The following is a 13,074-nucleotide window of genomic DNA, read 5'->3' on the forward strand; positions in this document are numbered from 1 at the left end:
TTGGTAAAAAAATGTTGCGTGAAGGACAAATCTCGTCAGATTGCACTCGACCGCGCGCTCATGTCGCAGCCGTGAACTGCGCGAGCGCGGCTTCGTCGGCTTCCAGCGTGGCCGGCAGCTCGTCGCGCAGGAAATCGACCCAGGTGCGGATTTTCGCGTCGAGGTACTGGCGCGACGGATACAGCGCGTAGATGTTCATCACGTGCGACCGGTATTCGGGCATCACGCGCACGATGTGTCCGCTGCGCAGCCCGCCGATCGCCGAATAGAGCGGCAACCCGCCGATTCCCATCCCTTCCCGCACGGCCACCGCGAGCGCCTCGGCGACGTTCACGCGGAACGGCGGCGCCGTGACCGGAACCACTTCGTCGCCGCGCGGCCCCGACAGCGACCACTCGTCGAAATGAAAACCGGGCGCGACCATCCCGAGACAGACGTGCTGCTCGAGATCGGCCGGGGTCTGCGGCACGCCGTGCGCGTCGATATAGCCCGGCGACGCGCACACGACGCTGTAGCTCTCGCCAAGCCGCTGCGACACGAGCCCCGAATCCGGCAGGTCGCGGCCGACCACGATCGCGACGTCGTACCCCTCGTCGAGCAGGTCGGGCATGCGCTGCGCGAGCGTCAGCTCGACGTGCACGTCCGGATAGCGCTGCCGATAGCGCGCGATGGCCGGCACCAGATAGTGCTGCCCGAGGCTCGTGAAGCAATGCACCTTCAGCTTGCCCGACGGCCGCGCGTGCGCGTCGCCCGCTTCGGCTTCGGCCTGGTCGACGTACGCGAGGATCTGCTCGCAGCGCTGCAGGTAGCGCTCGCCCGCTTCGGTCAGCGCGATCCGGCGTGTCGTCCGGTTCAGGAGGCGCGTGCGCAGGTGCGCCTCGAGATCCGACACGGCGCGCGACGCATAGGCGGTGGTCGAATTCATCTGCTGGGCGGCCGCGGTAAAGCTGCCCGCGTCGACCACGCGGACGAAGACCCGCATGTTTTGTAACGTATCCATCCCATTACCCGTATGAATCCGGAGGGATTGTTGCACAGGGGCCAACAAATATTATCTCAGGATTCGTAAAAATGACTTGCACCGTTGTCCATTTATTCAGGAATCACTGAAAAATATAATCGCATCCGACTCATCTATATCCGAAAGGGAGAAAATCGTGCGGTCTCCGGCAACAAAAGGGACGCTGGCACTGGCGGTTCTTGCAGTCTCATTAATAATGGCCGGATGCGCGAGCATGGGCGACAACAAGCCGCAGTCCGCCCGCATCGAAGCGAACACGCTCGACGCCGGTGCCGCGATCCGCGCGGCGGACCACGATGCGGGCTGGCCCGCGTCCGACTGGTGGCGCGCATACCGCGATCCGCAGCTCGATGCGTGGATTGCCGCCGCGCAGGCCGGCAACCCGAGCCTGGCGGCCGCCGAGGCGCGCGTGCGCGAAGCGCAGGCGATGGCGCGCGTGGCGCGCTCGGCGGAACTGCCGCAGATCAACGGCAATCTGTCGCTGATGCGCCAGCACTGGCCGGACAACGTCTACTACGGCCCGGGGCCGCTCGCCGACACCGACACCTGGAACAACACCGGCACGCTCGGCCTGTCGTACCACCTCGACCTGTGGGGCAAGGACAAGAACGCGACCGAGCGCGCGCTCGACACCGCGCATGCGACCGCGGCCGACGCACGGGCGGCGAAGCTCGAGCTCGAGGTCAACGTCGTGCGCGCGTATGTCGGCATGTCGATGAACTACGCGCTGCTCGACCTTGCGCACGAAACGTTCGAACGCCAGCGCTCGCTGGCCGATCTCGCGCGCAAGCGCCTGCAGGCCGGCCTCGGCACGCAGCTCGAAGTCAGCCAGGCCGAATCGACGCTGCCCGACTACGAGCGCCAGATCGACAGCTACGAAGAAGCGATCCAGCTCGCGCGCCACCAGCTCGCCGCGCTCGCGGGCAAGGGCCCTGGCGCCGGCGACGCGATCAAGCGGCCGAGCCTGTCGCTCGATGCGCCGGCCGGCCTGCCGTCCGCGCTGCCGGCCGACCTGCTCGGGCGCCGCCCGGACGTCGTCGCGGCCCGCTGGACGGTCGACGCGCAGGCTCGCGGCATCGATGTCGCGAAAGCCGCGTTCTACCCGAATATCGACCTGCTCGCGACGGTCGGCGGCTTCGGCGTGACCGCGCCGTTCACCGACTTCCTGCGCGCGATGAACGGCGGCTGGACGGCCGGCCCAGCGCTGTCGCTGCCGATCTTCGAAGGCGGCCGGCTGCGCGCGCAACTCGGCGCGGCCGATGCCGGCTACGACCAGGCGGTCGAACGCTACAACCAGACGGTCGTCGGCGCGCTCAAGGACATCGCCGACCAGGTCGTGCGGATCCGCTCGCTCGACACGCAGAAGAAGGACGCCGCGCGCTCGGTGGCCGCCAACGACCGCAGTTACCAGCTGTCGCGCGAAGGCTTCCGCCGCGGGCTGACCGATTACGTGAACGTGCTCGTCGCGCAGCAGCAGTTGCTGCGCGCGCAGGAGACGGCCGCCCGCATCGACGCGGAACGCCTCGCCGCGCACGCACAGTTATGGCCGCGCTCGGCGGGGCGTCGAGACGGGCGCAGACGCAACGATGCGGAGTTCGGCGTCATCCGGGCCGGACGCGTCCGCCGCGGGCCGCCGCGCCGGCCGCCGCATCGGGTGCGAAACCGCCGCGGCCCGCGCCCCGCGCACCCGCGCACCCGCGCAGGTCGCGACGGCCGGTTCGGCCGGTGCAGCGCACGCCGGCGCACGGTACGCGGAGCGACCGTCATGTCAGCCTCCTCCCCCGCTTCCACGCACGCCGGCGGCCCGCTCGCGGCCTGGTACGCCGCCTTCGGCGACTGGGCCCGCAGCGACGGCGCCGCGTGGCTCTACCTGTTCAAGGCGCTGCTCGCCGCGTTCATCGCGACCGGCGTGTCGATGCGGCTCGACCTGCCCGCGCCGAAGACGGCGATGACCACGGTGTTCATCGTGATGCAGCCGCAAAGCGGCGCGGTGCTCGCGAAGAGCTTCTACCGGGTCGCCGGCACGATCTTCGGGCTGATCGCGACGCTCACGTTCGTCGGGCTGTTCCCGCAGCAGCCGCAGCTGTTCCTCTTGGCCGTCGCGCTGTGGGTCGCGCTGTGCACGGCCGGCGCCGCGCGCAACCGCAATTTCCGCAGCTACGGCTTCCTGCTCGCCGGTTACACGACCGCGCTGATCGGGCTGCCGGCATCGCAACACCCCGACGGCGCGTTCATGAGCGCGATGACGCGGGTCGCCGAGATCATGGTCGGGATCGTGTCGGCAGGCGTCGTCAGCGCGCTGGTGTTTCCGCAGTACACCGGCGAGCAGATGCGCACGACGGTGCGCAAGCGCTTCAGCAGCTTCGTCGACTACGTCGCGGCGGCACTGTCGGGCCAGCTCGACCGCGCGCACATCGAAACCATCCATACGCGCTTCGTCGCGGACGTGGTCGGCTTCGAAGCGGCGCGCAGCATGGCCGTGTTCGAGGATCCGGACACGCGGATGCGCAGCGGCCGTCTCGCGCGCCTGAACAGCGAGTTCATGAGCGTATCGAGCCGCTTCCACGCGCTGCACCAGCTGATGAACCGGCTGCGCGCGGCCGGCGCGCAGGCCGCGATCGATGCGATCGAACCGTATTTCCGCGAAATCGCGCCGCTTCTGACGCGCAACGGCGAGCCGGTGCGCTCGTCGGCCGACGCCGCGCTCGCCGCCGAGCAACTGCTCGCGTGGCGCGACGCGCTGCCGCGCCGCATCCGCGCGACGCGCGCCGCGCTCGAGACGCAGCCGGATTTCCCGCTGCTCGACTTCGACACGGCCACCGAACTGCTGTATCGCTTCATCACGGACCTGCACGAATACGCGGCGACCTACGCGTCGCTGTCGACCGCGACGCACGAGCGCGAGCGCTGGATCGAGCGCTACGAGCCGCGCACCAACCTGACGGCGATGGTGATCGCCGCGATTCGCACCGCGACCGTGATCCTCGTGCTCGGCGCGTTCTGGATCGCGACCGCGTGGCCGAGCGGCGTGACGCTGACGCTGACGGCGGCGGCCACCTGCGCGCTCGCGTCGTCGACGCCGCGCCCGACCGCGATGTCCGCACAGATGGGCATGGGTACCGCACTGGCCGTCTGCACGGGCTTCCTGCTGACGTTCGGCATCTACCCGCACATCGACGGCTTCCCGCTGCTGTGCGTGGCCCTCGCGCCGCTGCTCGCGATCGGCATCTTCATGACGCTGAAGCCGAAGCTCGCCGGCTACGGGATGGGCTACCTGATCTTCTTCAGCTTCCTCGCCGGCCCCGACAACATCACGCACTACGACCCGACGAGCTTCATGAACGACGCGCTCGCGCTGGTGCTGTCGATGCTGGTCTCGGCGATCGCGTTCGCGGTGCTGTTCCCGCCGACCGCGCCGTGGCACAAGAAGCGGCTGTTCGCCGACCTGCGCCACCAGGTGGTCGCGGCGTGCCACGCACGGCTCGCCGGCTTGCGCACGCGCTTCGAGAGCGGCGCGCGCGACCTGATGTACCAGGCGCACACGCTGTCGGCCGACCAGCCCGACGTGCAGCGCGACGCGCTGCGCTGGATGTTCGCGGTGCTGGAAACGGGCAATGCCGCGCTCGACCTGCGCGCGGAGCTGGCGACGCTGCCGTCCGACCCGCGCTATGCGCCGACGACACCGTGGCGCCGCGCGATCGAGACGCTGCGCGCCGCGCTGTCCGCGCTGTTCCGCAAGCCGGACGCGGCGCGCTTCGACGCGGCGCTCGCCGCGGTCAACGCCGCGATCGACGCGACCCGGCAAACGCTCGATGCGTTCACGCCGTCGCGCGAGGAGCGCCACCGGCTGCAGCGCATCCTGAGCCATCTGCATTTCGTACGCACGGCGCTGCTCGATCCGGAATCGCCGCTCGAGCCGCTCAACCGCAACCGCCCCGTGCGTCCCCAACAAGGAGCCTCGTCATGATGCCGCGTGAAATCGCCATTCTCGATGCCTACATGCCCACGGTGGTCCTGATGTTCGTCCTGGGCGCGCTCGCGACCTGGGCCGTCGACCGCCTGCTCGCCTACACGGGCCTCTACCGTCTCGTCTGGCACCCGTCGCTGTTTCGCGCGTGCCTTCTCGTCTGCATTTGCGGCGGACTGAGTCTTGCCGTTTACCGTTGATTCCGAACCATCATGATTCTCAGAAAACTCTTCGGCTTCGTCGCGACCGCCATCATCCTTCTCGTCGCGATCCTGATCGGGCGCTCGCTCTGGGTGCACTACATGGACGATCCCTGGACGCGCGACGGGCGCGTTCGTGCCGAGATCGTCAACGTCGCGCCGGACGTGTCGGGCGCGATCGTCGAGCTGCCCGTGCATGACAACCAGCTCGTGAAAAAGGGCGACCTGATCATGCAGATCGACCCGTCGCACTACCAGATCGCGGTCGAGCAGGCGCAGGCGGCCGTCGCCGCCCGCCGCGCGGAACTGCAGATGCGCCGCGACGACGCGGCCCGTCGTGCCGACCTCGACGCGCTCGTCGTATCGAAGGAAAACCGCGAGAACGCGGCGCACAGCGCGTCGAGCGCCGATGCGCAGTACCAGCAGGCGATCGCCGCGCTCGACGCCGCGAAGCTCAACCTCGAACGCACGCGCGTGGTCGCACCGGTCGACGGCTACATCACGAACCTGCAGACGTTCAAGGGCAACTACGCGGTGGCCGGCCAGGCGAAGCTCGCGATCGTCGACAGCCATTCGTTCTGGGTCTACGGCTACTTCGAGGAAACCAAACTGCCGCGCGTGAAGGTCGGCGCGCCGGCCGAGATGCGGCTGATGAGCGGCGGCGTGATGAAGGGCCACGTCGAGAGCATTTCGCGCGGCATCTACGATCGCGACAACCCGCAAAGCCGCGACCTCGTCGCGGACGTGAACCCGACCTTCAACTGGGTGCGCCTCGCGCAGCGCGTGCCGGTGCGCATCCGCATCGACGAGGTGCCGGCCGACGTGGTGCTGTCGGCGGGCACGACCTGCACGGTCATCATCGATCCGGACCAGCGGAAGAAGTCGTAATCGTCGACGGCCGGACGCCTACGCCGCGATGCGAAAGCGTCCGACCAGCGACTTGAGCGCCTGCGCCTGTTCGTCGAGCGCATTCGCCGCGGCGGCGGCCTGCTCGACGAGCGCGGCGTTCTGCTGCGTGCCGGCATCCATCTGCGTGACCGCGCGGCCGATCTCGTCGATCCCGGCGCTCTGCTCGTCCGACGCCGCCGAGATCTCGCCGATGATGTCGGTCACGCGCTTGACCGCCCGCACCACGTCGTCCATCGTGCTGCCCGCATCGCGCGCGAGCGCCGCGCCGTTCGCGACGCGCTCGACCGACGCGCCGATCAGCGCACGGATCTCCTTCGCCGCGGTCGCCGCGCGCTGCGCGAGCAGCCGCACCTCGCCCGCGACCACCGAAAAACCGCGCCCCTGCTCACCCGCGCGCGCCGCCTCGACCGCCGCGTTCAACGCGAGAATGTTGGTCTGGAACGCGATCCCCTCGATCGTGCCGATGATGTCGCGAATGTTCTTCGCGCTGTCGTCGATCTCGCTCATCGTCGCGACCACGCGGCCGACGACTTCGCCGCCCGCCTCCGCGACGGCCGACGCATTGGCCGCGAGCGCGCTCGCCTGACGTGCGTTCTCGGCATTCTGCCGCACGGTCGACGTGAGCTCTTCCATGCTGGCCGCGGTGCGCTCGAGCGCGACGGCCTGCTGCTCCGTGCGCCGCGACAGGTCGAGGTTGCCGGTCGAGATCTCGCCGGACGCGGCCGCGATCGCCTCGGCGCTGACGGCGATCTCGCCGACGGTCGCCGCAAGCCCGGACTGCATGTCGGACAGCGCGCGCACCATGCTGTCGCGGTCGTGCCGGCCGAGCGGAATCGGCCGCGTCAGGTCGCCGCGCGCGATGTCGGCGGCGATCGCCTTCGCCTCCGCAGGCTCGCCGCCGAGCTGCGACGCGAGGCGGCGCACGACCCGTTCGGCGATCGCGATCGCCAGCACGATCAGCGCGGCCGTCATCGCCGCGATCATCGCGAACGACGACGAGAAGATCGTTGCGGATGCATCGAGCGTCGCCTTCGACTTCGCGCCGCGCGTCTTCACGAGCATCGCGACGAGCTTCTCGAGCTTGCCGGTCTCGACCAGCAGCGACACGTCCTGCGTGCCGACCTGCCAGTTCATCTGCGACAGGTCGAGCGGCTGCGCCTGCACGAGCGCGACGAAATCGCGCAGATGGCCGCTCCACGTGCCGACCGCCAGCGAGAACGCGCGCAGTCGTGCGGAATCGTCCGCATCGGCCGGATCCGCGTAATGCTGCAGCGTCGCGAGCGCCTGGCCGATCGACGCGAGCCCCGCGCCGACTTCGGCGCCCAGGTCGTCGCGTTCCTTCGCGGTGGTGGCGGTCAGCAGCATCTTCTGCGCGCGGCTCGCGCGCAGCACCTCGGCGCGCACTTCCTCCGCCGCCCGGCTCGCGACGTGCCCCTGCTCGTAGACCGACGCAATCGACGCGTTGAGCCGGCTGATCTGCCACAGCGAGAACACGCCGATCGCGAGCGTGCCGGCCAGCAGGATCGCGAACGCGGCGCGCAACGTCGCTTTTACGGTCCACGTCCGGCGTTCGTGCCGGGCTGCGCGCGCGTGCCGCGAGGCGGGCCTGGCGGCTGCGTCGGTCGCGGCTGTGGCCGCAACCGGCCGCGGATGCAATGAAGCTGCTTTCATCGATATTTCCCCGTATTGATCGTGCCGCCGGAAAGGTCGGTTCCGGCGGCCGGCATTCACGCAATGGCCCGTCATGCCGCGCGTCCTGCCCCCGTCCGGCTCGTGGCCGGCGCCGGGCGCGGCGCGCCTGTGTTGTCGTTGCGTCTTCTACGGCCTCGATCGGCGCGCCTTGAGTCCGGACAAACACCGATCCGGTCCCGCGCGGCGCGACGAAAGGCGGACACGCCGCAGCGTTATACCCGGCCAAAAAAGGGGGCCATGGGTCGAATCGTCGTAGCAATGTCCGAATCGCGACAAAACTTGGCCGGACATTCTCGATACGCCACATTAGACTTCTTTGACGCAACAACGATTCGAACGCGCCGATCCCCATCAGAGCGCGTCCCGTCACCTCAACTCGCTCAGCTCACATGGAAACCAGCCTCGATACGGGCGCCGGCACCGCCGCCGCCGCCCAGCCGTCTGCTCCACGCGCCCCGCGTACCGTCTATCCGGTGCTCGGCGCGATCAGCTTCTCGCACATGCTCAACGACATGATCCAGTCGTTGATCCTCGCGATCTATCCGATGCTCAAGAGCCAGTTCGCGCTGTCGTTCGCGCAGATCGGCCTGATCACGCTGACCTACCAGATCACCGCGTCGCTGCTGCAGCCGCTCGTCGGCCTGTATACGGACAAGCGGCCGAAGCCCTATTCGCTGCCGGTCGGGATGGGCTTCACGCTCGCGGGGCTGCTGCTGATGTCGGCCGCGCCGAACTTCGCGACGCTGCTGGCGGCGGCGGCGCTGGTCGGCTGCGGCTCGTCGGTGTTCCATCCGGAATCGTCACGCGTCGCGCGGATGGCGTCGGGCGGCCAGCACGGGCTCGCGCAGTCGCTGTTCCAGGTCGGCGGCAACGCCGGTTCGGCACTCGGCCCGCTGCTCGCCGCGCTCGTGATCATCCCGCACGGCCAGCACAGCATCGCGTGGTTCTCGGCGGCCGCGCTCGTCGCGATGGTCGTGCTCACGCAGATCGGCCACTGGTACAAGAAGCATCCGTCGATGAAGAAGAAGGCGGCGCCGGCCGGCCATCCGACGCTGTCGCCGGGCCGCGTGCTCGCCGCGATCGGCGTGCTGGTGCTGCTGGTGTTCTCGAAGTACTTCTATCTCGCGAGCATCAACAGCTATTTCACGTTCTACCTGATCGACAAGTTCCACCTGTCGGTGCAGGCCGCGCAGATCCACCTGTTCGTGTTCCTCGCGGCGGTCGCGGCCGGCACGCTGATCGGCGGGCCGGTCGGCGACCGGATCGGCCGCAAGTACGTGATCTGGGTGTCGATCCTCGGCGTCGCGCCGTTCACGCTGCTGCTGCCGTACGCGAACCTGTTCTGGACGAGCGTGCTGAGCGTGATCATCGGCGTCGTGCTGGCGTCGGCGTTCGCCGCGATCCTCGTCTATGCGACGGAGCTGATGCCCGGCAAGGTCGGGATGGTCGCCGGCCTGTTCTTCGGCTTCGCGTTCGGCCTGGGCGGCGTGGGCGCCGCCGTGCTCGGCCAGCTCGCCGACGCGACGAGCATCACGTTCGTCTACAAGGTGTGCTCGTTCCTGCCGCTGATCGGCGTGCTGACGGTGTTCTTGCCGAACCTCGAAAGCAGCCGGCGCAAGAAGGCGTGACGAAACGGCCGCGGCTTGAGTGCCGCGGCCGTTGGCTCAACAACCTTGCGAAACGTTTCGTTGAGCGGTTATCAGTGCCGGGGTTCTCGTGTGCCGCGACCGAACATTCGCGCACCCAGCCAGACCAGCACGATCGCGATCACGAAGCTGACGCCGAGCATGGTGCTGATCAGGATGTCGCCCTGGCCGTGAACACCGAGCGTTTCGAACACGCGGAACAGCGGCTCGAACGCTCGCCACCCCGCCCCGCTTTGAAACCATTCATCCAGCGGGGAATTCGCCAGGCCGAGATAGACCGGGATCGTCAAGACGATCGCTGCAAGCAGGCGGACAAGCACTTTCATTGGACGATCACTCGACCGTAGTACGTCATCCCGGTGCCCGGAATCGTGGCACCGGCCTGCGACTTCAGGACTTGCCTACACGATGGCTGCACCATTCTCCGTCGCATGCAACGTCAGGAACCGCTTGAGGATGCCGGACGAATAGCTGCTCGCGATCGCCGACAGGAAGTGCGAGAACGACTGCGTCGCGTGATCGTCGGCCGTATCGGAGATCGTGCGCACGATGGCGAACGGCACGTCGTGTTCGGCACACACCTGCGCGATCGCCGCGCCTTCCATCTCGACCGCGAGCGCGTCCGGCAGCGCGTCGCGCAGCGCGACGACTTCCCGCTCGCTCGACACGAAGCGGTCGCCGCTGATGATCAGCCCGCCATGCAGCGTCCCGCCGGCGAGCCCGAAACGCGCGGCGAACTGCGCGCCCTCCTCGGCGACGAACAGCGTGCACGCGGCCTTCAGGCGGGCCGTCAGCGCGCCGTCGGTCGCGAACCGCGTGATGCCGAGCAGCGGCACCTCGTAGCGCGGAAACAGCGGCGACGCATCGAGATCGTGCTGCAGCAGCGTATCGGCGACGACGACGTCGCCGATACGCACCGTGCGCGACACGCCGCCGGCGACACCGGTGAACACGACGCCGGACACACCGAACACATGGATCAGCGCACTGACGGTGGCGGAAGCCGCGACCTTGCCGACCCGCGCGAGCGTGACGACGCAGGCCGCGCCGTGCACGGTGCCGACGTGGTAGTCGCGGCGGCCGAGCGTGATCGTCTTCATCACGCCGTCGGCGCGCATCGCGGCGATCAGGTCGCCGAGTTCCTCGGGCAGCGCGGCCAGAATGCCGAGCGGACGCGTCGATACCGTTTCAACCATGTCGATGCTCATCATTCCACCGCCTGCAGTTTCGCGACCGCCAGCGCGAGCCATTTTTCGCCGTGCCGCTTGAACTTCACCTGCGCCTTCGCATCGGCGCCGCTGCCTTCAAGCGCGGTGACCGTGCCCTCGCCGAACTTGGTATGGAAGACCGGCTGGCCGACGCGGAAACCGGTGTCGGCCGCGCGCTGCTTGTTCGCGAAGGCCGGCAGCGGCGCGGTGACCGCCGCGTCGACGACCTGCTCGCGGCTGCCGCCGCCCGGCCGCGCGAACCAGTCGCGCCCCCAGCCGGCGTTGTCCGAGCGGCCGCCCCAGCGCGAGCCGGCCTCTACCTTCGGCGTGAGCCACTTCAGCACGTGCTCCGGCAGTTCGTCGAAGAAGCGCGAGCGCACGTTGTAGCGCGTCTGGCCGTGCAGCATCCGGCTCTGCGCGAACGACAGGTAGAGCCGCTCCTTCGCGCGCGTGATCGCGACGTACATCAGCCGGCGCTCTTCCTCGAGGCCGTCCGATTCGAGCACGCTGTTCTCGTGCGGGAACAGCCCTTCCTCGAGGCCGGTGATGAACACGGCCGAGAATTCGAGGCCCTTCGCCGCGTGCACCGTCATCAGCTGCACCGCGTCCTGGCCGGCCTGCGCCTGGTTGTCGCCGGCTTCGAGCGACGCGTGCGACAGGAAGCCCGCGAGCGGCGTCATCGTGTCGGGGTTCTGCGCGGGGTCGCCGAGCGGCGCCGGGTCGAGCACGTCGACCGACGGATCGCCTGCGTCCATGCCGAGCTCCGGCGCCGCGATCGCGCCCGCGCGCAGCGGAATCGAGCGGGCCGGTGCGTCGAGCCCGTAGCCTTCCTCGCTGACGAACGCGGTGGCCGCGTTCACGAGTTCCTGCAGGTTCTCGAGGCGGTCCTGGCCTTCGCGCTCGCCCTGGTAGAAATCGGCGAGGCCGCTCGCGCGCACGACGTATTCGACCGTCTCAGGCAGGCTCATCTGCTGCGTCTCGGCGCGCATCTTCGCGATCAGCGTTGCGAACGCGCCGAGGCTCGTGCCGGCCTTGCCTGTCACGTACGGAATCGCGGCGGCCATCGAGCAGTCGTACAGGCGCGCGGCGTCCGCGAGCTGCTCGATCGAGCGCGCGCCGATCCCGCGCGTCGGGAAATTCACGACACGCACGAACGCGGTGTCGTCGTTCGGGTTGTCGATCAGCCGCAGGTACGCGAGCGCGTGCTTCACTTCCTGGCGCTCGAAGAAGCGCAGGCCGCCGTACACGCGATACGGGATGCCCGACGTCATCAGCGTGTGCTCGATCGCGCGCGACTGCGCGTTGCTGCGATACAGGACGGCCACCTCGCTGCGCGACATCCCGGTGTTGATCAGCGAGCGGATCTCCTCGACGATCCAGCCGGCCTCCTGCGCATCGGTGCTCGCCTCGTACACGCGCACGGGCTCGCCATGGCCGGCGTCGGTGCGCAGGTTCTTGCCGAGGCGATGCGCGTTGTTCGAGATCAGCTGGTTCGCCGCATCGAGGATGTTGCCGTGCGACCGGTAGTTCTGCTCGAGCTTGATCAGGTTGCGCACGCGGAATTCGTCTTCGAAGTCGCGCATGTTGCCGACGTTCGCGCCGCGGAACGCGTAGATCGACTGGTCGTCGTCGCCGACCGCGAAGATCGCGTTCTCGCCGCCCGCGAGCATCTTGAGCCACGCGTACTGCAGCTTGTTGGTGTCCTGGAACTCGTCGACGAGGATGTGCCTGAAACGCGCCTGGTAGTGCGCGCGCAGCGGCGCGTTGTACGCGAGCAGCTCGTAGCAGCGCAGCAGCAGCTCGGGGAAATCGACGACGCCCTCGCGCTGGCACTGCTGGTCGTACGCCTGGTACAGCTCGACGAACTTGCGGTTGAAGTTGTCGGACGCGTCGACCTTGTCGGGTCGCAGCCCCTGCTCCTTCGCGTTGTTGATGAAGTACTGGACGTTCTTCGGCGGGTATTTCTCGTCGTCGACGTTCGCCGCCTTCATCAGCCGCTTGATCGCCGACAGCTGGTCGGCCGTGTCGAGGATCTGGAAGGTCTGCGGCAGGCCGGCGTCGCGCCAGTGCGTGCGCAGCATCCGGTTGCACAGCCCGTGGAACGTGCCGATCCACATCCCGCGCGTGTCGATCGGCATCATCGCCGACAGCCGCGCCATCATCTCGCGCGCGGCCTTGTTCGTGAAGGTGACGGCGAGCACGGTGGCCGGCGATGCGTAGCCCTGCTGGATCAGCCACGCGATACGCGTGATCAGCACGCGGGTCTTGCCGCTGCCCGCCCCCGCGAGGATCAGCGCCGGTTCGTTCGGCAGCGTGACGGCGGCGTATTGTTCAGGGTTCAGATTGGCGAGCAGATCGGGCATGGAGCGGCAGCGGACGTGCGAGAAAAATGCGGACCCGCCATTATAAGTCGGCCGCGCGATGCCGTTTC

9 protein-coding genes and 1 pseudogene are annotated in these 13,074 nt (G+C 68.5%); 5 read left to right on the forward strand and 5 right to left on the reverse strand.

Annotation, left to right across the window (positions count from 1 at the left end; translation table 11 throughout):
* Nucleotides 1–58: 58 nt before the first annotated feature.
* Nucleotides 59–1,000, reverse strand: coding sequence for a LysR family transcriptional regulator (locus tag PL79_RS22725; protein WP_044846073.1), 942 nt, complete (start codon nt 998–1,000; stop codon nt 59–61).
* A 217-nt stretch (nt 1,001–1,217) separates the two neighbouring features.
* On the opposite strand from PL79_RS22725, the pseudogene PL79_RS22735 reads away from it, so the two are divergent.
* The 4 genes and pseudogenes from PL79_RS22735 to PL79_RS22750 all read left to right on the forward strand — a co-directional run.
* Nucleotides 1,218–2,604 (forward strand): annotated as a pseudogene (locus PL79_RS22735) (efflux transporter outer membrane subunit); the annotation flags it as partial.
* A gap of 182 nt (nt 2,605–2,786) precedes the next feature.
* Nucleotides 2,787–4,988: an FUSC family protein gene (locus PL79_RS22740; RefSeq protein WP_044846075.1), complete on the forward strand. Its 2,202-nt coding sequence runs from the start codon at nt 2,787–2,789 to the stop codon at nt 4,986–4,988.
* Nucleotides 4,985–5,188 carry a DUF1656 domain-containing protein gene (locus PL79_RS22745; protein WP_011351756.1) on the forward strand — a complete coding sequence of 68 codons (204 nt, stop codon included), beginning with the start codon at nt 4,985–4,987 and terminating at the stop codon, nt 5,186–5,188. The genes PL79_RS22740 and PL79_RS22745 overlap by 4 nt, the downstream gene beginning before the upstream one ends.
* A 12-nt stretch (nt 5,189–5,200) precedes the next feature.
* Nucleotides 5,201–6,076: an efflux RND transporter periplasmic adaptor subunit gene (locus PL79_RS22750; protein ID WP_044846076.1), complete on the forward strand. Its 876-nt coding sequence runs from the start codon at nt 5,201–5,203 to the stop codon at nt 6,074–6,076.
* An 18-nt stretch (nt 6,077–6,094) separates the two neighbouring features.
* On the opposite strand, the gene PL79_RS22755 is transcribed toward PL79_RS22750, so the two are convergent.
* Nucleotides 6,095–7,768 carry a methyl-accepting chemotaxis protein gene (locus PL79_RS22755; protein WP_044846077.1) on the reverse strand — a complete coding sequence of 558 codons (1,674 nt, stop codon included), beginning with the start codon at nt 7,766–7,768 and terminating at the stop codon, nt 6,095–6,097.
* A 410-nt stretch (nt 7,769–8,178) separates the two neighbouring features.
* Here PL79_RS22755 and PL79_RS22760 point away from each other — a divergent pair, with 410 nt between their 5' ends.
* Nucleotides 8,179–9,417 carry an MFS transporter gene (locus PL79_RS22760; RefSeq protein WP_044846078.1) on the forward strand — a complete coding sequence of 413 codons (1,239 nt, stop codon included), beginning with the start codon at nt 8,179–8,181 and terminating at the stop codon, nt 9,415–9,417.
* A 71-nt stretch (nt 9,418–9,488) separates the two neighbouring features.
* Here PL79_RS22760 and PL79_RS22765 read toward each other — a convergent pair whose 3' ends face one another.
* The 3 genes from PL79_RS22765 to PL79_RS22775 all read right to left on the reverse strand — a co-directional run bounded on the left by PL79_RS22765 (nt 9,489) and on the right by PL79_RS22775 (nt 13,006).
* Entirely contained in the window at nt 9,489–9,761 is a 273-nt protein-coding gene (locus tag PL79_RS22765; protein ID WP_044846079.1) for a hypothetical protein, read from the reverse strand.
* 75 nt (nt 9,762–9,836) lie between these two features.
* Complete coding sequence (locus tag PL79_RS22770; RefSeq protein WP_044846080.1) at nt 9,837–10,646, reverse strand: 5'-methylthioadenosine/adenosylhomocysteine nucleosidase; 810 nt, start codon at nt 10,644–10,646, stop codon at nt 9,837–9,839.
* On the reverse strand, nt 10,643–13,006 hold the full coding sequence (locus tag PL79_RS22775) for a UvrD-helicase domain-containing protein (protein ID WP_044846081.1): 2,364 nt from the start codon (nt 13,004–13,006) through the stop codon (nt 10,643–10,645). Before PL79_RS22775 ends, PL79_RS22770 begins: the two co-directional genes overlap by 4 nt.
* Between the last annotated feature and the right edge of the window lie 68 nt (nt 13,007–13,074).

Origin of the sequence: Burkholderia sp. USMB20, assembly GCF_000949135.2 — a bacterium.
In the GTDB taxonomy this organism is placed as follows: Bacteria; Pseudomonadota; Gammaproteobacteria; order Burkholderiales; family Burkholderiaceae; genus Burkholderia.

Coding starts and splice junctions, on each gene's coding strand:
- PL79_RS22725 (WP_044846073.1), bottom strand. CDS start 1,000: ATGGATACGTTACAAAACATGCGGGTCTTCGTCCGCGTGGTCGACGCG.
- PL79_RS22740 (WP_044846075.1), top strand. CDS start 2,787: ATGTCAGCCTCCTCCCCCGCTTCCACGCACGCCGGCGGCCCGCTCGCG.
- PL79_RS22745 (WP_011351756.1), top strand. CDS start 4,985: ATGATGCCGCGTGAAATCGCCATTCTCGATGCCTACATGCCCACGGTG.
- PL79_RS22750 (WP_044846076.1), top strand. CDS start 5,201: ATGATTCTCAGAAAACTCTTCGGCTTCGTCGCGACCGCCATCATCCTT.
- PL79_RS22755 (WP_044846077.1), bottom strand. CDS start 7,768: ATGAAAGCAGCTTCATTGCATCCGCGGCCGGTTGCGGCCACAGCCGCG.
- PL79_RS22760 (WP_044846078.1), top strand. CDS start 8,179: ATGGAAACCAGCCTCGATACGGGCGCCGGCACCGCCGCCGCCGCCCAG.
- PL79_RS22765 (WP_044846079.1), bottom strand. CDS start 9,761: ATGAAAGTGCTTGTCCGCCTGCTTGCAGCGATCGTCTTGACGATCCCG.
- PL79_RS22770 (WP_044846080.1), bottom strand. CDS start 10,646: ATGATGAGCATCGACATGGTTGAAACGGTATCGACGCGTCCGCTCGGC.
- PL79_RS22775 (WP_044846081.1), bottom strand. CDS start 13,006: ATGCCCGATCTGCTCGCCAATCTGAACCCTGAACAATACGCCGCCGTC.